We start from the raw sequence: 20,889 nt of genomic DNA on the forward strand, positions 1-20,889 counted from the left end.
ATCGGACTCCGAACCGTATATTAGGTCTGTTTGATTGCCATTTTAGTGAACAAAGTTTCCTGTCAGAGCTTTTATTAAGCATAATTATATATTATATTTATTTTTATTTATAAATACAAATCAAAACCTATGCACAACAAATCCATCATCGCCCAGGGGGCTACGTATGCCATGTTGTTAACTTCCATGGCTTTTCTTTCCGCATTTCGTTCTACAGGCAACGAAGGTCCGCAGGGTACTTATCTGCGCAAGATCTCTTCTGCTTCCGGACAGACGACCATGGAATACAATGCAGACAGAACTATCAAAAAGATCGTACAGCTACGCAAAACGGAGAATGCTGGCTACAACGACGTATTGTTGCCCGTTTATGAAAACGGCCGCCTTGTAAAGACTTTATCCGCTGACGAAGAGAAGCCTGCCGGCGACCTGAACACTGTCTATGCCTACGCCGCAAATGGTAAAGCAGTACAAAAGATCAGCTACTACCGGAACAATGAAGTGTATACCCAGGATTCACTGGTATATAATGAAGCCGGAAAGATCAGTGCCCGCTATCAGATCAACAAAAATCCGCAGAAAGGCGCCTGGGAAGTAAGCGGTTACCAACTGTACACCTGGAATGCAGAAGGCGATGTAGCCCAAATGGATAACTACGGTAAACAACCCGGTTACAGCAGGTTTGTGGCATTGTCCAGCGTCAGCTACACTTACGACAAAAAGCAGAACCCGCAACAGTTGCTGCCTGAACTGGCCTATATACTGGATATGGCTGCCCCCAACCTGTCTGCCCACAATGTACTTACCGAAACCATCAGTAACCCGCATGCTTCCAGAACCATTACCAACACTTATACTTATGCATACGGCGGACAGTTTCCCGTTCGTGCAACCTTTAACTCAGGTCTCGATAATGAAACGGTAAAACTCGAATGGGTACGGTTGCAGTAAGTGTATAAAAGCCTTAACTTTACAGGCAATATAAACACCAACTGTTCCGTTTTTTCTATGAACATGCAGACGCTGTTTGGAATACTTTTTTTACTGGCCGGGATTTTCCAGGCATTCACTGCAATCCTTATCTATCAGGGCCATAAACACTATGTGCTGAGGTTTGCAAGTCGGAAAGTAAGTATGACATTATATTTTATTTTTGCCCTTTTATTGTTTTACCTTGCTTATATAAACCTGGTATAAAATTTAAAATTCCGTGATCCAGATATGAAGCGATTTGTAGTTATTGCGTTGATGATTTTAATGGCAGGTAAATTATCTGCCCAGCAATCCTTCCTCGATAACCAGAAAATGTTTCCCAAAGTAGGGGAAGCATACCGGGAAAAAGAAGAGCTCCTGAAAAAGGAATTCGAGAAAAAAGGGCTGACCTATCCGGCGAAGTACATTTTTGTCCGCTCCTTCAAACTTGACAGTGAAATGGAGATATGGGTGAAAAGCAGCGCTGCGGACACTTTCAGGCTTTTCAAATCTTACAGGGTTTGTACCCTGTCGGGTAAGATGGGGCCCAAAAGGAAAGAAGGTGACCGCCAGGTTCCGGAAGGATTCTATTATATCAACGACTTTAACCCAAACAGCAACTATCATCTATCACTAGGTATTAATTATCCTAACTTTTCCGATCGTATCCTGAGCGACCAGAAAAAGCCGGGAGGAGAAATTTATATCCACGGTAACTGTATCACTGTTGGCTGTATCCCGCTCACCGATGAATTCATTGATGAAGTATACATCCTGGCAGTGAACGCCAAGAATGCCGGCCAGGATTTTATCCCGGTACATGTGTTCCCGGTTAAGTTCGGTAACCCGCGCTCCGTGGATTACCTCGGTAACTTTTCGCTCACGGATAACTCTTCCAGGCAATTCTGGGTAGAGCTGAGGACCGCCTATGACTATTTCGAAAAACATCACCGCCTGCCCGTAGTCCTCGTAGACGATAAAGGTAAATACGTGATGTAAACAGGCAACGCCCCCTATTTATATAATATCGCCTCTCTTTTTTGAGAGATTTTAAATAAAAGCCGGATTTCAGACGTTTGAAATCCGGCTTTATTATTTTATGCCGCCACTGACATATGTTATTTGGTTTTTAGGATTTTTTTTTGAAACTTGTCCAACGGTCAAATCAACTTACTCATTATGCACAGAAGAGACGCAATCAGGAATGTGGCGATTTTGTTGGGGACTGCCATTTCCGCTTCCACGTTATCAGCTCTGGAGAGCTGCACAGGTTCTGCTCCGAAAAATTACGATCTGCACAAGCCGGAAACAAAGGCATTGCTGGCCGAGATAGCAGAAACCATTATACCCACAACCGGTACACCCGGTGCAAAGGCCGCTAAAGTAGAAGACTTTATCATCGTTATGATGAACGACTGCTACAAGAAGCAGGACCAGGACAACTTCCTGGATGGCCTTAAGAAAATAGACGCTGCAAGCCAGCAACAGTTCAAAAAGAACTTCGTCGAAATCACTCCCGAGCAACGTACGCAAGTGCTCACCAAAATAGACCAGGAACGCGTGGATTACAACAAACGTAAAGACAAGAAAGAAGGAGATCCTACCCATTACTTCCAGTACCTGAAAGAACTGACCCTGCTCGGCTATTTCACTTCCAAGGAAGGCGCTACACAAGCATTACGCTATGTGCCGGTACCGGGTAAATTCGAAGGCTGCATCCCTTACAAAAAGGGAGACAAGGCATGGGCTGTATAATCCAGCCTCAGGCAGATGCTTTTCTTCTTACTTAAATCTGATAATTCATGAACCTGAATATAAAAGCGCAGGAACAAAACACCTATGATGCCATTGTAATCGGCTCAGGTGTAAGTGGCGGGTGGGCCGCAAAAGAGCTCACCGAAAAGGGACTGAAAGTATTGATGCTGGACCGCGGTAAACAACTTGAGCACGTCAAGGACTACGATACCGCCACTAAAGATCCGTGGGAGTTCAAACACAGAGGCCGCATCACGGTAGACCAGCGGGAAACCCATCCCAAACTGAGCCGTGATTACCCTTACAGCGAGCACAATGAAAAATTCTGGATCAACGATTCTGAAAGTCCATATAATGAAGTGAAACGCTTCGACTGGTATCGTCCGGATATCGTAGGCGGAAAGTCCATCATGTGGGGCCGTCAGTCGTACCGCCTCAGTGACATTGACTTTGAAGCCAACCTGAAAGACGGTATCGCTGTAGACTGGCCTATCCGTTATAAAGATATTGCACCCTGGTACGACTATGTAGAGAAATTTGCAGGTATCAGCGGACAAAAAGAAGGCCTGCCGCAATTGCCGGATGGGATCTTCATGCCGGCCATGGACATGAACTGCGTGGAGAAAGACGTGAAGAAGAATGTAGAAGCGAAGTTCCAGGGCCGTATCATCACTATGGGGCGCGTGGCAAACATCACTCAGCCACTGCCTGGCCGTACAGCTTGTCAGTTCCGTAATATGTGCAGCCGCGGATGTCCGTTTGGCGCTTATTTCAGTACGCAATCGTCAACGTTGCCAGCAGCGATGGCTACAGGTAACCTGACGCTCCGCCCTGATTCTATCGTGAATGCTGTTATCTACGACGACAAACTTGGCAAAGCCACCGGCGTCAGAGTAATTGATAAGCACAGTAAAGAAGTCGTAGAATATTACGCGAAGATCATCTTCATCAACGGCTCTACACTTGGTTCCACTTTTGTCATGATGAACTCCACGTCTTCCCGTTTCCCTAACGGGTTGGGCAACGACAGCGGCGTCCTTGGCAAATACCTGATGGACCATCATTTCCGTACAGGCGCTTCCGGTACTGCAGAAGGGTATGATGACAAATATGTTTTCGGCCGCCGCGCCAACGGTATTTATATCCCTCGCTACCGCAACATCGGTAACGATAAGCGTGACTATCTCCGTGGATTCGGCTACCAGGGTGGCGCAGGCCGTTCAGGCTGGAGCCGCGGTATCGCTGAAATGGGCGTAGGTAAAGACTTCAAAGAGGCGCTCACTGAGCCAGGCAAATGGAGCATGGGCATCGGAGGCTTCGGTGAATGTCTGCCTTACGAAAGCAACCAGGTAACGCTGGATCGTTCCACAAAAGACGCATGGGGCCAGCCTGTACTGAAGTTCGACGCAGAGTTTAAAGAGAATGAAAAGAAAATGCGTGTGGACATGATGAATGACGCCGCTGAAATGCTGGAAGCCGCCGGGCTGAAAGACGTAAAAACATACGACAACGGCTCTTGGCCGGGTATGGCTATCCATGAAATGGGTACCGCACGTATGGGCCGCGATCCGAAAACCTCTGTGCTCAATGGCTTCAACCAGATGCACGCAGTAAAGAACGTGTTCGTTACCGATGGTTCCTGCATGACTTCCGCTTCCTGCGTGAATCCGTCGCTCACTTATATGGCGCTTACCGCCCGCGCGGTTGACTATGCAGTGAAAGAGCTGAAGAAAGGAAACATATAATTAGTTAATAATAGTGTTTACGGATTTTGTGATTCAGATTGATTAATACTGAATTGCAGAATCCGTAAATCGTAAATAGCGATACCAAATGAATCTGAATATAAAAGCTGATCAGCAGAATACATACGATGCCATTGTTGTAGGATCAGGCATCAGCGGCGGATGGGCGGCAAAGGAGCTGTGCGAAAAAGGACTCAAGACACTGGTGCTGGAAAGAGGCCGTAATGTGGAACACGTGAAAGACTATACGACGGCCACCCTGGCCCCCTGGGAGTTCAAACACCACCTGCATACTTCCAATGAAATGAGGGAGAACCACCCCATCCAGAGCCGTTGTTATGCTTTTGATGAAGCCACACAGCAATTCTGGGTGAATGATAAAGAGAACCCTTACAATGAAGTAAAGCCTTTTAACTGGCTGCGTGGATACCAGGTAGGAGGACGCTCACTGATGTGGGGCCGTCAGGTATACCGCTGGAGTGACCTCGATTTTGAAGCCAATCTTAAAGACGGACACGGTGTAGACTGGCCTATCCGTTATAAAGACATTGCTCCCTGGTATGAATATGTGGAAAGATACATTGGTGTGAGCGGACAGGCAGAAGGGCTGCCACAGCTGCCTGATGGCATATTCCTGCCTCCTATGGAAATGAACTGCCTGGAGAAACATATCGCCGGCAGGATAAAGGAACGCTTCAATGATCGTATCATGACCATTGGCCGTGCAGCGCATCTCACGAAAGGATTGAATGGCCGCGGGCCTTGTCAGTACCGCAACATGTGTGCGAGAGGATGTCCGTTTACCGGCTACTTCAGCAGTAACGGTGTAACCTTGCCTGCTGCTGCCGCCACCGGCAATCTCACACTACGCCCGGATTCCATTGTTCTGGAAGTATTGTATGATAAAGATAAAAGCAAAGCGACCGGGGTAAGAATAATGGATGCACACACTTTGCAGACAGTAGAATATTACGCCAACATTGTCTTCCTGAACGCCTCTACACTGGGCACCAGCTGGATTATGCTCAACTCCGTGTCTGACCGCTTCCCTAATGGATTTGGTAATGACAGCGGACAGCTTGGCCACAACCTGATGGACCACCACTTCGGTGTGGGCGCCTTTGGGGAATATGATGGTTTCCAGGATCAGTACTACAGTAGCGGCCGCAGGCCCAATGGTGTATATGTTCCGAGGTTCCGTAACGTAAACGACAGTACGAAACGCAATGATTATGTGCGTGGCTTCGGTTACCAGGCCGGCGCCGATCGAGGCCGTGGCACCGGCTTTGATGGTATTGGTGTGCAGCTGAAGGAAGCACAGTCTGAACCGGGCAAATGGACGATGTGGATGGGCGCCTGGGGTGAGCATTTGCCTTATCACGAGAATAAAGTTTCACTCAACAAAGAGAAGAAGGATAAATACGGACTGGCAACACTGGACATCGATTGTGAGTTTAAGGCGAATGAAATGGCCATGCGTAAGGATATGCAGGAGAGCGCGAAGGAAATGCTGGAAGCCGCCGGGCTAAAATCTTCCGGTTTTGACGATGTTCCGCCTCCAGGCCACTGTATTCACGAAATGGGTACCGCACGTATGGGCCGTGATCCCAAAACCTCGGTACTCAATAATTTCAACCAGGTGCATGCTGCAAAGAATGTATTCATCACTGATGGATCCTGCATGGCATCATCTTCCTGTGTAAACCCGTCTATCACTTATATGGCTATCACTGCGAGGGCATGCGATCATGCCGTGAGTGAGTTGAAGAAAGGAAATATCTGAGTATTTTTTATTTTGGTATTTAATTATTTTTTTATTTAGACACTAAAAGGAAAGCCTTTGTAATGTGAAAGCATTACGGAGGCTTCTTCTTTTTAATAGGAAAATAAACAAATACCCAAATAAAAAAATAAAACGTATTTTGTACACTTGCAGTTAATAACGTAGAACAATGAAGAAACTGATACTTGGCGGAATGCTGGCATTGTCCTGTTGGATGGGACAATCAGCTGATGCGCAGAGCAAGCACACTTTTGCATTAAGTAAGGAAGCCTTCCTGCTGGATGGCAAGCCATTCCAGATGATCAGCGGAGAGATGCACCCCGCGCGGATTCCACACGAATACTGGCGGCATCGCATTCAGATGGCGAAAGCCATGGGTTGCAATACGATTGCTGCTTACGTGTTCTGGAATTATCACGAACAGGTAAAAGGGCAATTTGATTTTACCACGGGCAATCACAACATCGCGGCGTTTATCAAAATTGCGCAGGAAGAAGGCATGTGGGTCTTGTTGCGTCCTGGTCCTTATGTATGTGCTGAATGGGAGTTTGGGGGGCTGCCGCCGTATCTGTTGCAGACACCGGATATAAAGGTGCGTTGTATGGATCCCCGTTATATGGAAGCGGTAACACGCTATGTGAATGAATTGTCGAAAGCGGTGAAACCGTTGCTGGTAACTAATGGCGGACCAGTAGTGATGGCACAGGTGGAAAACGAATACGGAAGTTATGGCAACGATAAAAATTACCTGTATGCATTGAAAGAGCTGTGGGTGAAAAATGGAATTGATGTACCTTTTTATACAGCTGACGGTGCAACAGCCTATATGCTGGAGGCGGGCTCAGTGCCGGGAGCTGCAATAGGCCTGGATTCCGGTGGGTCAGAAGAGGATTTTGCGGCCGCCGCAAAACAGAATCCGGATGTGCCTTCGTTCAGCAGTGAATCTTATCCCGGATGGTTAACACATTGGGGCGAGCAATGGCAAAGGCCTGGTGTGGACGGTATTTTGAAGGAGGTGAAATTCCTGATGGATACCAAACGTTCATTCAATCTGTATGTAATCCACGGCGGTACCAACTTTGGTTTTACAGCTGGGGCTAACAGTGGTGGTAAGGGTTACGAACCGGATGTAACGAGCTACGACTACGATGCACCGATCAATGAACAAGGCAATGCCACACCGAAGTATGAGGCCTTACGCAAGCTGCTGGCAAGCTACCTGCCCAAAGGGAAGAAACTGCCTGCTATGCCCAAACCTATACCAGCGGTGAGTTTCCCGGAAGTGACACTGACACCTTTCACATCTGTATGGGATCATCTGCCGGAAGCTGTGCACGCCGTGCAGCCGCAACCGTTTGAAGCATATGGCCAGGACTATGGTTTCATGCTGTATAAAACCAGGCTTATTGGACATAAGAGTGGGAAATTGGCAATAAAGGAATTGCACGATTATGCTACGGTATTTCTGAACGGTAAGTATATTGGTAAGATAGATCGCAGACTGGGAGAGAAGTCCATTGATCTTCCCAAAAGCGATGTGAAGGATCCCGTACTGGAGATACTGGTGGAAGGAATGGGCCGCATCAATTTTGCTGAGGCGATGATAGACCGTAAAGGGATTACTGATCGTGTAACCCTCAACGGTATGACGCTGATGAACTGGGATGTGTATGGATTACCAATGAAGGAGAATTATATCGGGCAGCTGTCTGCCTCTGGTAATCATGCAGACAAAGCAGGGCAATTCTTTAAGGCTTCTTTCCAGTTGGATAAGACCGGCGACACTTATATTGATATGTCTTCTTTTAAGAAAGGTATCGTATGGGTGAACGGACATAACCTTGGCCGTTACTGGGAGATAGGTCCGCAGAAACGTCTGTACTGTCCCGCACCCTGGCTGAAGCAGGGAAGTAATGAAATCATTGTGTTTGATCTTCACCAGGAAACGGCAGCAGCTGTAAAAGGTGAGCAGACATTGTAAATTTTTTCCCGCAAAGATGCAAAGGGAGCAGTGAGCATAGCTCTTTGCTCCCTTTGCATCTTTGCGGGAAATGCTTTGTGTATATTCTACGCAAACGAAATCTTTTCTCACTGCCTTGATTTTCCCGGTGGAAAATCTTAACTTAGAAATACTGGTTTTTCATATTTTCTAACTTTCTAAAACAGGCTTGCCATGGGAAAAGTACGTAATATCCTGCAGGCCAAGGGTCATGCAGTTTACTCTATCCGACCGGACAATACCGTGTTCGAAGCCCTGCAGATGCTCGTTGACCGCAATGTAGGTGCACTTACCGTAGTAGACGAAAATGACAAATTCCTTGGAATCTTTTCAGAAAGGGATTATGCCCGCAGAGTGATTCTTAAAGGACGCGCTTCTAAAGAAACGCTGATCCGTGAAATTATGACCGAACGGCCTATTACTGTAAAAGAAGAAGATTCAATAGAAGATTGTATGGTGATGATGACAGATAAACGTATCCGACACCTTCCTGTAATAGATGACCAAAGCAGGCTGGTGGGGCTAATCTCTATCGGTGACGTTGTAAAGTTCATTATTGACGATCAACGCTATATTATCAGCAACCTCGAGTGTTACATCAATGGTACGCACACCTGACCATATCTAATAAAGAATCATTATTTGGATTTTATCCGGATAGTTAGTAATTTCAGATTACATATAGCCTATGCCGTTAGTCGTTATGAAAAGTTAATGATGTAATTCTTCCGGTTTTATTTTTTACTACGGCTTTGTTCTACGATTCAGTATTCCAGACAGTTACCTCAGCATTCAGACAAACAGACTCAGAAGATTGGTAATAACGGACTTTTAAGTACATCGCTCAGGAGGGCGAACACTTTGCAAAGCGCTGTTGCAGATACCATCCCTGTTTGGCCGTTCTTCGTTTATGGCGGCATTGTTTTGATACTTGTCAGTATCATCCTGGCACTCTCATATGTATTGGGGCAGCGGCATAAAGACCGTGCTACCGGTGAAGCATATGAGTCCGGTATTGTATCCACCGGTTCTGCCAGGCTCCGGTTTCCTTCCCAGTTTTATCTCATTGCTATGCTGTTCGTCATTTTTGACATAGAAACAGTAATGATTATCTCATGGGCTGTAGCTTATGATGAGGTGGGATGGCCCGGTTTTATAGGCGTTTCCGTTTTCATTTTCATCCTGCTGGCTGTACTTATTTACGAATGGCGCAATGGCGCGCTCGACTTCGGTCCGGATGGCGGGAAGATCCTGCGTACCTATAAGAAGATGCGCAAAACCCGGAAAGACTACGGTAATGAATACACGAATCTTCAGCATCAGCTGAACCCCTGATCTGTCCTCCTTTTTTATCAATAAAAAGTAGCAACTACATATCAAAGTAAAAAAATATCAAAATAAAAAAATGAAATGGTGGTTAACTAAAGCAAACGACGTTACTGGCAAAGTATCCGGTAACACCTCGATGGAAGAAGTAATACAACAGAGTGTAATGCTTACCAGTGTGGAGCGGTTGCTGGGATGGGGGCGGCAGAACTCAATGTGGCCCTTTCACTTCGGGTTGTCGTGTTGCTTTGTGGAAATGGCTACCGCTATGACTCCCAAGTATGATGTTGCCCGCTTTGGTGCCGAGGTAATCCGCGGAACTCCCCGCGAAGCAGATGTGATGATCATTGCCGGCACCGTATTCATCAAAATGGCTCCTGTTATCAAACGCCTGTACGAACAAATGATGGAACCCCGCTGGGTAATATCTATGGGCTCGTGCGCCAACTCCGGTGGCATGTATGATATTTACAGCGTAGTACAGGGCGTGGATAAATTCCTGCCGGTAGATGTGTATGTACCGGGATGCCCGCCAAGACCAGATGCTTTTATGCAGGGGTTACTATTGCTACGGGATAGTGTAGGGAAAGAGAAACGGCCGCTTAGTTGGGTGATCGGCGATCAGGGCGTTATCAGGCCGGAAAAAACTTCCCAGCGTGAACTACTGCATGATAAACGCCAGCAGATGACAACATTCAAAACCACAGACGAAATATAAATATTTACTAACCCATATGGCTATATGAAGCAGTAACAGATATAAGCGAATCAACCTTTACCGTCACTGTCTAAACTTAATACGCTATGCCTGAGCGCATTGCGGCGGAATTAAGCTCCCGGTTTGGTGAAGATACTTTCACCATTTTACCCTCACGGGATGAGACGCCCACCTTAAGGACGCCAGGGGATAAGATTGTGGCCGTGCTCCAGTACCTCAAAACTGAAATACAAATGCCATACCGCATGCTCTATGACCTCACGGCCATCGATGAGCGTGCGTATAAAAAGGAGCAGAACGGTCACAAACCCTATGATTTTACCCTGGTCTATACACTTTTCTCTTTCGGAAGGAATCAATTCCTCCGCCTTAAAGTAGGCCTCCACGGCGAATTCCCCACACAGGACACTATTACCCACATATGGCCCGCTGCCAACTGGTATGAGCGGGAAGTGTATGATATGTTTGGTATCCGCTTCAACGGTCATCCGCATCTGAAGAGGATACTCATGCCACTCACCTGGGAAGGTCACCCGCTCCGGAAGGAACATCCTGCCCGTGCCACGGAAATGGGGCCTTTTAAGCTCTTTGATGAGAAAGAGGACAGGGAACAGCAGGCACTCCGGTTTGAGCCCGAAGAATGGGGGTTAAAGCGTCATAGCGAAGACAGCGACTTCATGTTCCTCAACATCGGTCCGCAGCACCCCGGCACACATGGCGTGTTGCGTATTATCCTGCAACTGGACGGTGAGAACATTGTGGACGCTGTACCCGATATCGGCTTCCATCACCGCGGAGCCGAAAAAATGGGGGAGCGTCAATCCTGGCATACCTACATTCCCTACACCGACCGTATTGATTATCTCGGTGGCGTAAATAACAACCTTGCCTACCTGCTTGCGGTGGAGCGGCTTGGCGGCATTGAAGTGCCGCTGCGCGCGCAGGTGATCCGCGTTATGCTCTGCGAACTTTTCCGTATTGCCAGCCACCTGGTATGGTATGGCACCTTCGCCCAGGACCTCGGTCAGTTGTCCCCCGTCTTTTATATGTTCACCGACAGAGAACGCATATTTGAGATCATCGAAGCTATCTGCGGCGGACGTATGCATCCCAACTGGTTCCGTATTGGCGGCGTGGCACAGGACCTGCCCAATGGCTGGGACAAACTCGTCAGGGATTTTATCGGCTACTTCCCCCGTAAGCTGCGTGAATATGATAACATGGTGATGAAAAATGCCCTGTTCAAAGCGCGCACAAAGGGTATAGGTATATACACACTCGATGAAGCGGTGGAATGGGGCATTACCGGCCCCGGTCTCCGTGCCTGCGGCCTCGATTGGGACATGCGTAAGAAACAGCCCTATAGCGGTTATGAGAACTTCGCCTTTGAAGTGCCGGTGGCGGTCAATGGTGATTGCTACGACCGCGCCGTAGTACGTGTGGAGGAAATGCGGCAAAGTCTGCGCATTGTGCAGCAATGCCTGGAATATATGCCTGAGGGGGATTTCAAGTCGCATCATCCACTTGCTACACCACCCGTGAAGAAAAATACCATGCAGGATATTGAAACACTGATACATCACTTCCTCAATGTAAGCTGGGGACCGGTGATTCCGGCAGGGGAGGCCATGGTATGCACAGAAGCCACCAAAGGCTGGAACAGTTACTATCTCCTCAGTGATGGCAATACTTCCGCCTACCGCATACGTATCCGCACTCCGTCGTTCCCGCACATGCAGATGATACCGCTTATCAGTCGCGGTTATACTGTAGCAGACCTGTTGTCGATACTCGGCGGGATGGATTATGTGCTGGCAGATATTGATCGTTGATTTATGTAAACGTAAAACCGAACTACATATATGCTTTCTGCTATCGAAATAGAAAAGATCTCGCATGAGCTGCAGCATGTGCCGGTGAAGAAGGCCGCCTGTATTGAAGCGCTGAAGATCGTGCAGCAGCAGCGCAGGTGGGTATCTGATGAAAGCGTGGAAGATATTGCTCAGTTCCTGGATATGAGCGCAGCAGAGGTAGACAGTGTGGCCACCTTTTATAATCTCATTTTCCGCCGCCCGGTAGGCAGGCATGTGATCCTCTTGTGCGACAGTATCAGTTGCTACGTGATGGGCTATACGAAAATACTGGATCAGCTTCATTCCCTGCTGAAGATAAGATACGGGCAAACCACACCTGATGAGAGATTTACGCTGTTGCCCAACGCATGTCTGGGAACCTGCGATCATGCACCTGCTCTGATGATTGACGATGATCTGTATAAAGATATAAAACCGGAAGAGCTGGAACAGATCCTGCAGAAGTATGCATGATCATCCTTCAACAAGAAAATAATAACATACCCAAATAAAAAAATATTATGGAGCGTCCGCTTACACAACATATTCCTGTTTCCGGAGCCCTCCACCTCCGGGAGTACGAAGCCGTAGGCGGATATACCGCCCTGCGCAAAGTAATGCAGCAAATGACTCCCGGCGAGGTAACCGCCCTTGTGAAGGATGCTAACCTGAGAGGCAGAGGGGGCGCGGGTTTCAGCACGGGCATGAAATGGAGCTTTGTACCGATGGATGTACCGGGACCAAAATATCTCATTGCCAATGCTGATGAAATGGAGCCGGGCACATTTAAAGACAGGTGGCTGCTGGAAGGCAATCCGCATCAGCTGCTGGAGGGCATGATCATTTCAGCCTATGCTATTCAGGCCACACAAGCCTTTGTATTCCTGCGCTGGGCATATAAGGAAGCGGCGGATATCATGCGCCGTGCTATCGCCGATGCCTATACTGCTGGTTATCTCGGGAAAAATATACTCGGTAAGGACTTCAGCCTGGAGATGCAATTGCATACCGGTGTAGGCAGGTATATGTGTGGAGAAGAAACAGCCCTGCTGAACTCCCTCGAAGGCAGACGGGCCACACCACGTGCCAAGCCGCCATTTCCGCAGGTGAGCGGATTGTTTGGAAAGCCAACCATCGTTAACAACGTGGAAACGCTCAGCTGGATGCCGCATATTGTCAATAATGGGGAGGAATGGTTTAAATCGCTCAGTTATACCGCTGACGGGGGGACAAAAATATATGGTGTAAGTGGTAAGGTGAATAAACCCGGCGCCTGGGAATTGCCGATGGGGATTACCATGCGGGAGTTGCTGGAAGATCATGCCGGCGGAATGAAGAACGGATACCGTTTCCGTGGTGCGCTTCCCGGTGGAGCCTCTACTGACTTCTTAACGGAGGAGCACATGGACATAAAGATGGATTTCGCTGGCGTAGCCGCCGCAGGCAGCAGGCTGGGAACCGGCACCATGGTAGTGCTGGACGATCAGACCTGCCCGGTTGGCTTTGTACATAACCTGGAACATTTCTTTGCGCAGGAGTCCTGCGGCTTTTGTACGCCCTGTCGCGAAGGGCTGCCGTGGACGGAAAAGCTGCTGTTGTCGCTGGAGAATGGTACCGGCACTACCCAGGACCTGCAACTGCTTGATATGCATACAAAACTGATGGGTCCGGGCAATACATTCTGTGCCCTCGCACCGGGAGCAATGGAGCCTTTGCAAAGCGCACTGAAATACTTCAGAGAAGATTTTGAACAACACATCAAAGAAAAAAAATGCCCTTATGCCGATCATTCACATTGATAATACCGCATACGAAGTAAAGGACGGCAAAAACCTGCTGGAAGCCTGCCTGTCGCTGGGCCTGAACCTGCCTTATTTCTGCTGGCACCCGGCACTGGGATCAGTGGGCGCCTGCAGGCAGTGTGCCGTGAAGATGTTCAAAGATGAGGAAGACAAAAAGGGAAGGATCATGATGGCATGCATGGAGCCGGTCAGAGACAACATGCGTGTATCCATTACCGATAGCGAGGTAGTGGCTTTCCGTGAGCATATCATTGGCCTGCTGATGACCAACCATCCGCATGATTGCGCCGTATGCGACGAAGGGGGCTCCTGCCATTTACAGGATATGACCGTGATGACAGGTCACGCTTACCGCGATTACCGGTTCACCAAACGAACATATACAAATCAATACCTCGGTCCGTTCCTCAATCATGAGATGAACCGCTGCATACAATGTTATCGTTGTGTGCGTTTCTACAAAGACTTTGCGGGCGGCAAGGACCTGGATGTATATGCCGCCCACAACCACGTTTACTTCGGCCGCCATCAGGATGGCATACTCGAAAGTGAATTCAGCGGTAACCTGGCGGAAGTGTGTCCTACAGGCGTGTTTACAGATAAGACACTGAAGCAGCATTATACCCGTAAATGGGATCTTACCTCAGCCCCTTCTGTATGCCAGGGATGCGGATTAGGCTGTAACATTTTTGCCGGTGAAAGATATGGGTCATTAAGACAGATCACCAACAGATACAATGGAGCAGTGAACGGTTATTTCCTGTGCGACCGCGGCCGCTATGGTTATGAGTTTGTGAACAGCAGCGAGCGTATCCGCGAGCCGCAGGTAAGACATTTTCCTGGCGAAGGAGCTAACGGTGTACCTATTTTACAACATGTAAAAAACAGGATGAGGCCGGGAAAGGTAATAGGAATCGGCTCTCCAAGAGCTTCGCTGGAATCGAATTTTGTATTGAAGGAACTGGTGGGCGAAGATAATTTTTACCTGGGTATGGCGCCTGCAGAGCATGATCTCATCTCCCTGATGCTGCGCATCATGAAGGACAGCCCTGTACGCACTGCTTCCATGCAGGAGGCGGCAACAGCGGATGCCGTGCTGATACTGGGAGAAGATCTTGTTAATACAGCGCCTATGCTGGCGCTCTCCGTAAGACAGGCCGTCTTCCGCAAACCGGCGCAGGATGCGGCAGCACATATTCATGTAGCGGGTTGGCAGGATGCTGCCATACGCGAATCTGTGCAGGAGGAAAAAGGGCCACTATTTATTCTGAATGTGCTGGAAACTAAACTGGATGAGCTGGCAGTGGGAGCTTACCATACTGCTCCTGATAATATTGCGCGTATAGGTTATGCGGTTAGTCACCTGCTTTGTGATGAAGTACCGGAAGTAACAGGTATGTCTGATGCCGGGAAAGTAGTAGCTCAGAAAATAGCGGCTGCATTGAAAGGGGCTAAGAAACCGCTGATTATATCAGGCTATGGCAGCGCGAGTGAAGCCGTGATCAAGGCGGCGGCTAATGTAGCGTGGGCACTGCATCGCCAGGGGATAGATGCGATGTTGTCTTACACCATGCCGGAGTGTAACAGCCTGGGACTTGAGATGCTAGGTGGTCATCGCCTGGAATCTGCCGTAGACCGCGTGGTAAATGATAACGGCACCACGGCGATTATCCTCGAAAATGATCTTTACAGGCGGCTGGATGAACATACCGCCAGTCATTTCTTCGATCACTGTAAGGACGTTGTCTTGCTGGATCATCTTTATAATGCAACTGCTGAAAGAGCTAATGTTATACTGCCTTCGGGCACCTTTGCTGAGTCGGATGGCACAGTGGTGAATAACGAAGGCCGGGCACAGCGATACTTACAGGTGTTTGTGCCCTCAGGCAGCGTGCTGGAGAGCTGGCACTGGCTGTTACAGGTGGCAGCTATATGTGGCCATGATACACTGAAAGGGCTGAAGTACCTGGATGATGTTACACGTATGATTGCAGACAGGTATAAAATATTTGAAGGGATAGCGCAATTGTCGCCACCAGCCAACTTCCGTATAGTCGGACAAAAGATCCCGCGTGAGCCACATCGTTACAGCGGGCGAACAGCAATGCTTGCCGATGTAAACGTAAGTGAACCGAAGCCGCCGGAGGATGACGATACTGCACTGTCTTTCACCATGGAAGGATACAGGGGCGAACCGCCTTCTTCTATCATTCCTTTCGTATGGGCCCCAGGTTGGAACTCTGTACAATCAGTCAATAAATACCAGGATGAGCCGGGTGGCGCATTGCATGGCGGTAATCCCGGCAAACGACTGATAGAACCTAACATAAACGCACGTACGACATTCTTCAGGGAAGTGCCTGAACCTTTCCTGCCGCTTAGTGGTCACCTTCTGCTCGTGCCATTGTACCACATCTACGGATCGGAAGAGCTCAGCGTACACACCGCAGGCATTGCAGAACGCATGCCGGTACCGTACATCATGCTGCACAGTGAAGATGCGCAGCGGCTGCAGGTGGTGGAAGGACATCTGCTGCATTTTACCGACAAAGGACATCAATACACACTGCCGGTTGTTATCAACGACACACTGCAGAAAGGCGCCGCAGGAATACCTGTAGGATTGCCCAGGATGCAGGTGGCGGAAGCGCCGCAGCTCATCAAAATATAATTGCTATGATAAACGCTTGGTGGATAATAGGAGGAGTACTGTTTGCACTGCTGAATACCGCAGCCGGCCTTATCTGGCTGGAACGCAGAATGCTGGCTCTCTGGCAGGACCGCTACGGCCCAAATAGGGCAGGCCCGCTAGGTTTGTTCATTGTACTTGCAGATACGCTGAAACTGTTTTTCAAGGAAGACTGGATCCCGCCATTTGCAGATAAAGTAGTGTTTGTATTTGCACCTGCGGTGGTGGTAGCCAGTGTGCTCATGAGCTTTGTGGTGGTTCCTTTCGCGCCGGGTATTGTGGTAGCAGATCTCAATATCGGTATCCTGTTTTTCCTCGCTATGTCGTCCCTGGGTGTATACAGTATTGTACTGGGAGGGTGGGCATCCAATAACAAGTATGCGCTGCTTGGCGCTATGCGCGGTGCTTCCCAGATGATCAGCTACGAAGTATTTATGGGGCTGGCACTGATGGGCGTGGTGGTATTGAGCGGGTCTTTCAACCTGCGTGAAATTGTAGAGGCACAGCGAACAGTGTGGTTCATCATTCCGCAGCTGATAGGATTTGTCATCTTCTTTATCGCCGGGGTGGCAGAAACACATCGCCTGCCTTTTGATATACCTGAGGCAGAAAGTGAGCTGGTAGCGGGTTTCCACTCAGAATATTCAGGAATGAAATTCGGGATGTTCTTCATCGGAGAATACCTGGGTGTCACGCTGATCTCTGCGATGGTGGTAACGCTTTACTTCGGAGGCTGGCTGGGACCTGCATTCCTGCCACCTGTGATATGGTTTGTTATTAAAACTTTTTTCTTCATCATGATGTTCATTCTGCTGCGTGCCTCTATGCCGCGGCCCAGGTATGACCAACTGATGGAGTATGGCTGGAAAGTGTTGTTCCCGTTATCGCTGCTCAACCTCATGGCAACAGCGGCCATCAAGCTCTGGCTGAATCATCACTAACAACTAAAATGCATTCATATGTTTAGTCTGTTAAGAAGTATGTGGCTCACGTTCCTGCATATGTTTCATAAGCGGGAGACATACCAGTACCCGGAAGTACATGCCCCGTTGCCGGCGCGCTGGCGCGGCCGCATTGCCCTTACCCGTGATCCGGATGGAGAAGAACGCTGCGTGGGTTGTTATCTCTGTGCCGCGGCATGTCCGGTTGACTGTATTTCATTACAGGCAACGGAAGATGAGCACGGCAGGCGTTATCCGGAATTTTTCCGTATTAACTTTTCGCGCTGCATCTTCTGCGGATTCTGTGAAGAAGCTTGCCCTACCTACGCTATACAACTATTGCCCGATTTTGAAATGGCAGAATACAACCGGCAGAATCTGGTGTATGAGAAACATGACCTGCTGATCAATAGCCAGGGAAAATATCCTGGTTACAATTATTACAAAGTGGCAGGCCTGGCTATACGGGATAAAGACAAAGGAGACGCACAGCATGAAGAACCACCGGTAGACATTAAAAGCCTCTTGCCTTAAATCATGGATCATGGACGTCGCATTTTATATAGCCGCTACCATTGCGGTACTCGCCACATTAAGGGTGATCACCTGCTATAATATTATGCATGCGCTGTTGTACCTGGTGGTATCACTACTATCTGTTTCGGTGGTGCTGTATACGTATGGAGCGCCTTTCATGGCTATCCTGGAGATTATCATCTACGCAGGTGCAATCATGGTACTGATCATCTTTTTTGTGATGATGCTGAACCTGGGAAATGAAACATCAGAGCATGAGCGCGACTGGCTGAAGCCGCGTATCTGGGTTATTCCTGGTATACTATGCGCAGTATTACTGATTGAGCTTTTGTTCCTGGTGATGCAGAATAAACAACCGGCCGGCGGAATTATCGTGGTGCCGCCTAAAGAAGTAGGTATAGCATTGTTCGGCCCTTACATTATAGCAGTGGAGCTGACGGGTATACTGCTGATGGCAGGCATTGTGGGCGCCTATCACCTGGGGCGTCAGCAGAAGAAAAAATTACACAGATTTCTTGAAAACAGTAATATATGAACCTTCATCCTACCACCACCGGGCTTTTGCTGGCCGGCATACTGTTCGTGCTTGGGCTGATAAGTGTGTTGATCAGGCGCAATATCATTTTCATGTTGTTGTCTGTAGAGATTATGTTGAATGCCGCCGGTCTGGCTTTCGTGGTAGCCTCTTCCCATTGGGGAAAGGCTGATGGGCAGGTGATGTTTATGTTCATCCTGGCGATGGCCGCGGCTGAAGTATCTGTTGGCCTGGCGCTGATCCTGCAGTTGTATCACCAGTTCAAAACGCTGGACAGTGATCAGGCCAGTAAGATGCATGGATAGTAAAAAAATCGTCTCAGCATAAAAAACAAACATCATGTCTCCCGCACTCATACCGGCTATTCCTTTTCTAAGCGCCTGCATATTGATGCTGGGCTGGAATCGTATAGGACGTGCAGCCGTTTCAGTTATAGGCTGTGGCAGTATTGCCATCGCCGCCATTATTGCTGTCCTGGTGGCTGTAAATGTTGCCGGAACGGGCATGCAGCCAGTGGTACAGCATGTATGGAACTGGATGCATGCCGGCGATTTCCAAGTGGGCATCGACTTGCGTATGGATGCTTTGTCTGTTGTATTTGTGCTGGTGATTACAATAGTAGGTTTTCTGATTCATGTATATGCTACTGGCTATATGGCGGATGATGAGGACTACAGCCGCTTCTTTGCCTGTATGAACCTGTTTGTGGGAGCCATGCTGGTGCTGGTAATGGCAGATAATCTGGTATTACTGTATTTCGGATGGGAAGGTGTGGGGTTGTGCAGTTATCTGTTAATTGGTTTCTGGTATAAGGATCCTGCCAATGGATACGCGGCCCGCAAAGCGTTTATTGTTACGCGTGTGGGGGATACTGCCATGGCAGTTGCCTTGTTCCTGTTATTTCAGTATACAGGTACGCTCAATATCCCAGGGGTATTACAAACAGGTGCACAGCTGTGGCATAGCGGAGATCCGGTAGTTACGATGATTGCGTTGTTGCTGCTTGGTGGCGCTGTGGGGAAATCGGCGCAGCTACCCTTGCAAACCTGGTTGCCGGATGCAATGGCCGGGCCAACGCCAGTGAGCGCATTGATACATGCCGCCACAATGGTAACTGCCGGTGTATACCTGATTGCACGCATGCATACTTTGTTTGCCGCATCACCGGTGGCGATGTCCACCACTGCTGTAATCGGCGGTATAACCCTGGTACTGGCAGGTGTGAGCGCGCTGGTACAAACTGATATTAAGCGAGTGCTGGCTTATTCTACTATCAGCCAGATCGGTTATATGTTCCTGGCGCTGGGTTGCGGCGCATGGTCTGCTGCTATTTTCCATTTCGTTACGCATGCTTTCTTCAAAGCGCTTTTGTTTATGAGTGCCGGTGCTATCATCGTTGCTTTGCATCATGAACAGGATATGTTCAAAATGGGTGGACTCAAAAAATCATTGCCGGCTATATACTGGGTATTCCTGATAGGTGCTGCATCACTTGCTGCCATACCTTTTGTTACCGCAGGGTTTTACAGTAAAGACCAGATCATCTGGTTATCGTGGTCTGCTGCCGAAGGCAGTACCGGGTATTGGCTGGCAGCCTTACTGGGAGCATTACTCACGGGAATGTATACTTTCAGGATGTTTTGGCTTGTGTTCTATGGGGAAGAAAAAACGCATGTGCATCACAAGCCGGGAGCAAATATGATGGCGCCGTTGTACATACTGGCAGTATTATCTACAGTTGCCGGATTTATGGAACTGCCGCATACGCTTGGGCATGTAACTCTCGTGAGTAACTGGTTGCAGCCGGTCTTGCCGGCAGTGAGGCTGGTACAGGAATCTGCAGTGCTGGAATGGACTTCACAGGCATTGTCGGCGTTGCTGGCATTTTGTGGTATCGGGCTTTCGTGGATATGGGTGATGCGCCGGCCGCGCGGCATGGTGGATTTCCTGGAAATGCCGGCTATTCAGTGGCTGCGAGGCTGCTGGGCCAGGGGTTGGGACTTTGACGAGATCTATGATGTGCTGCTGGTACGCCCGTTTGTATATCTGTCGAAGGTGAACCGCAGAGATGTTATCGACAGTATTTACGCAGGTATGGCCAGCTTTGCGGAGTTGAGCCACAACATAATTGCGCGCACACAGAGCGGACTGCTGCGATGGTATATAATGGGCGTGGTATTGGGGGCAGTGGTCATACTGTCTGTGCTGATATGGCGGATATATGAATAGTATAA

At 48.6% G+C, this 20,889-nt stretch carries 18 protein-coding genes; all 18 read left to right on the forward strand.

All coding sequences use genetic code 11. From position 1 onward, the window contains the following. Positions 1 to 129: 129 nt before the first annotated feature. The 18 genes from VM802_RS31140 to nuoL all read left to right on the forward strand — a co-directional run bounded on the left by VM802_RS31140 (position 130) and on the right by nuoL (position 20,884). Positions 130 to 951, forward strand: coding sequence for a hypothetical protein (locus VM802_RS31140; protein ID WP_325538263.1), 822 nt, complete (start codon positions 130 to 132; stop codon positions 949 to 951). Positions 952 to 1,221: 270 nt separating this feature from the next. Further along, positions 1,222 to 1,971, forward strand: a complete 750-nt coding sequence (locus VM802_RS31145; protein ID WP_325538265.1) for a L,D-transpeptidase family protein — start codon at positions 1,222 to 1,224, stop codon at positions 1,969 to 1,971. A gap of 180 nt (positions 1,972 to 2,151) precedes the next feature. Continuing rightward, positions 2,152 to 2,727 (forward strand): gluconate 2-dehydrogenase subunit 3 family protein, encoded by a 576-nt coding sequence (locus VM802_RS31150; protein WP_325538267.1) that lies wholly within the window; start codon positions 2,152 to 2,154, stop codon positions 2,725 to 2,727. 47 nt (positions 2,728 to 2,774) lie between these two features. After that, positions 2,775 to 4,472: a GMC oxidoreductase gene (locus VM802_RS31155; RefSeq protein ID WP_325538270.1), complete on the forward strand. Its 1,698-nt coding sequence runs from the start codon at positions 2,775 to 2,777 to the stop codon at positions 4,470 to 4,472. An 88-nt stretch (positions 4,473 to 4,560) separates the two neighbouring features. Further along, positions 4,561 to 6,255: a GMC oxidoreductase gene (locus tag VM802_RS31160; RefSeq protein ID WP_325538272.1), complete on the forward strand. Its 1,695-nt coding sequence runs from the start codon at positions 4,561 to 4,563 to the stop codon at positions 6,253 to 6,255. Between the two features lie 169 nt (positions 6,256 to 6,424). Then, positions 6,425 to 8,236 (forward strand): glycoside hydrolase family 35 protein, encoded by a 1,812-nt coding sequence (locus VM802_RS31165; RefSeq protein WP_325538275.1) that lies wholly within the window; start codon positions 6,425 to 6,427, stop codon positions 8,234 to 8,236. Positions 8,237 to 8,428: 192 nt separating this feature from the next. Then, positions 8,429 to 8,872 carry a CBS domain-containing protein gene (locus VM802_RS31170; protein WP_325538277.1) on the forward strand — a complete coding sequence of 148 codons (444 nt, stop codon included), beginning with the start codon at positions 8,429 to 8,431 and terminating at the stop codon, positions 8,870 to 8,872. Between the two features lie 243 nt (positions 8,873 to 9,115). Continuing rightward, the gene (locus tag VM802_RS31175) at positions 9,116 to 9,589 is read left to right on the forward strand and encodes an NADH-quinone oxidoreductase subunit A (RefSeq protein WP_325538279.1); all 474 of its coding nucleotides are present in this window, start codon (positions 9,116 to 9,118) and stop codon (positions 9,587 to 9,589) included. A 70-nt stretch (positions 9,590 to 9,659) separates the two neighbouring features. Further along, positions 9,660 to 10,298, forward strand: coding sequence for an NADH-quinone oxidoreductase subunit B (locus VM802_RS31180; protein WP_325538281.1), 639 nt, complete (start codon positions 9,660 to 9,662; stop codon positions 10,296 to 10,298). Between the two features lie 86 nt (positions 10,299 to 10,384). After that, positions 10,385 to 12,130: an NADH-quinone oxidoreductase subunit C/D gene (gene nuoC / locus VM802_RS31185; protein ID WP_325538283.1), complete on the forward strand. Its 1,746-nt coding sequence runs from the start codon at positions 10,385 to 10,387 to the stop codon at positions 12,128 to 12,130. Positions 12,131 to 12,160: 30 nt separating this feature from the next. Then, entirely contained in the window at positions 12,161 to 12,625 is a 465-nt protein-coding gene (nuoE, locus tag VM802_RS31190; protein WP_325538285.1) for an NADH-quinone oxidoreductase subunit NuoE, read from the forward strand. Between the two features lie 47 nt (positions 12,626 to 12,672). Further along, positions 12,673 to 13,950, forward strand: coding sequence for an NADH-quinone oxidoreductase subunit NuoF (nuoF, locus tag VM802_RS31195; RefSeq protein WP_325538287.1), 1,278 nt, complete (start codon positions 12,673 to 12,675; stop codon positions 13,948 to 13,950). Then, complete coding sequence (gene nuoG / locus VM802_RS31200; RefSeq protein ID WP_325538289.1) at positions 13,931 to 16,624, forward strand: NADH-quinone oxidoreductase subunit NuoG; 2,694 nt, start codon at positions 13,931 to 13,933, stop codon at positions 16,622 to 16,624. Before nuoF ends, nuoG begins: the two co-directional genes overlap by 20 nt. 5 nt (positions 16,625 to 16,629) lie before the next feature. Further along, complete coding sequence (gene nuoH / locus VM802_RS31205; RefSeq protein WP_325538291.1) at positions 16,630 to 17,583, forward strand: NADH-quinone oxidoreductase subunit NuoH; 954 nt, start codon at positions 16,630 to 16,632, stop codon at positions 17,581 to 17,583. A gap of 18 nt (positions 17,584 to 17,601) precedes the next feature. Next, complete coding sequence (gene nuoI / locus VM802_RS31210) at positions 17,602 to 18,117, forward strand: NADH-quinone oxidoreductase subunit NuoI (RefSeq protein ID WP_325538293.1); 516 nt, start codon at positions 17,602 to 17,604, stop codon at positions 18,115 to 18,117. 10 nt (positions 18,118 to 18,127) lie between these two features. Then, on the forward strand, positions 18,128 to 18,655 hold the full coding sequence (gene nuoJ, locus VM802_RS31215) for an NADH-quinone oxidoreductase subunit J (protein ID WP_325538295.1): 528 nt from the start codon (positions 18,128 to 18,130) through the stop codon (positions 18,653 to 18,655). Beyond that, the gene (nuoK, locus tag VM802_RS31220) at positions 18,652 to 18,960 is read left to right on the forward strand and encodes an NADH-quinone oxidoreductase subunit NuoK (RefSeq protein ID WP_325538297.1); all 309 of its coding nucleotides are present in this window, start codon (positions 18,652 to 18,654) and stop codon (positions 18,958 to 18,960) included. Before nuoJ ends, nuoK begins: the two co-directional genes overlap by 4 nt. 34 nt (positions 18,961 to 18,994) lie before the next feature. Next, on the forward strand, positions 18,995 to 20,884 hold the full coding sequence (gene nuoL, locus VM802_RS31225; protein WP_325538299.1) for an NADH-quinone oxidoreductase subunit L: 1,890 nt from the start codon (positions 18,995 to 18,997) through the stop codon (positions 20,882 to 20,884). Positions 20,885 to 20,889 lie beyond the last annotated feature (5 nt).

This window comes from Chitinophaga sp. (genome assembly GCF_035538455.1).
Lineage (GTDB): Bacteria > Bacteroidota > Bacteroidia > Chitinophagales > Chitinophagaceae > Chitinophaga.

Excerpts from the sequence above, each read along its gene's own strand:
- VM802_RS31160 (WP_325538272.1), top strand. The coding sequence starts at position 4,561 with ATGAATCTGAATATAAAAGCTGATCAGCAGAATACATACGATGCCATT.
- VM802_RS31155 (WP_325538270.1), top strand. The coding sequence starts at position 2,775 with ATGAACCTGAATATAAAAGCGCAGGAACAAAACACCTATGATGCCATT.
- VM802_RS31165 (WP_325538275.1), top strand. The coding sequence starts at position 6,425 with ATGAAGAAACTGATACTTGGCGGAATGCTGGCATTGTCCTGTTGGATG.
- nuoC (WP_325538283.1), top strand. The coding sequence starts at position 10,385 with ATGCCTGAGCGCATTGCGGCGGAATTAAGCTCCCGGTTTGGTGAAGAT.
- VM802_RS31180 (WP_325538281.1), top strand. The coding sequence starts at position 9,660 with ATGAAATGGTGGTTAACTAAAGCAAACGACGTTACTGGCAAAGTATCC.
- nuoK (WP_325538297.1), top strand. The coding sequence starts at position 18,652 with ATGAACCTTCATCCTACCACCACCGGGCTTTTGCTGGCCGGCATACTG.
- VM802_RS31145 (WP_325538265.1), top strand. The coding sequence starts at position 1,222 with ATGAAGCGATTTGTAGTTATTGCGTTGATGATTTTAATGGCAGGTAAA.
- nuoF (WP_325538287.1), top strand. The coding sequence starts at position 12,673 with ATGGAGCGTCCGCTTACACAACATATTCCTGTTTCCGGAGCCCTCCAC.
- nuoL (WP_325538299.1), top strand. The coding sequence starts at position 18,995 with ATGTCTCCCGCACTCATACCGGCTATTCCTTTTCTAAGCGCCTGCATA.
- VM802_RS31150 (WP_325538267.1), top strand. The coding sequence starts at position 2,152 with ATGCACAGAAGAGACGCAATCAGGAATGTGGCGATTTTGTTGGGGACT.
- VM802_RS31140 (WP_325538263.1), top strand. The coding sequence starts at position 130 with ATGCACAACAAATCCATCATCGCCCAGGGGGCTACGTATGCCATGTTG.
- nuoI (WP_325538293.1), top strand. The coding sequence starts at position 17,602 with ATGTTTAGTCTGTTAAGAAGTATGTGGCTCACGTTCCTGCATATGTTT.
- nuoG (WP_325538289.1), top strand. The coding sequence starts at position 13,931 with ATGCCGATCATTCACATTGATAATACCGCATACGAAGTAAAGGACGGC.
- nuoE (WP_325538285.1), top strand. The coding sequence starts at position 12,161 with ATGCTTTCTGCTATCGAAATAGAAAAGATCTCGCATGAGCTGCAGCAT.
- VM802_RS31170 (WP_325538277.1), top strand. The coding sequence starts at position 8,429 with ATGGGAAAAGTACGTAATATCCTGCAGGCCAAGGGTCATGCAGTTTAC.
- nuoJ (WP_325538295.1), top strand. The coding sequence starts at position 18,128 with ATGGACGTCGCATTTTATATAGCCGCTACCATTGCGGTACTCGCCACA.
- nuoH (WP_325538291.1), top strand. The coding sequence starts at position 16,630 with ATGATAAACGCTTGGTGGATAATAGGAGGAGTACTGTTTGCACTGCTG.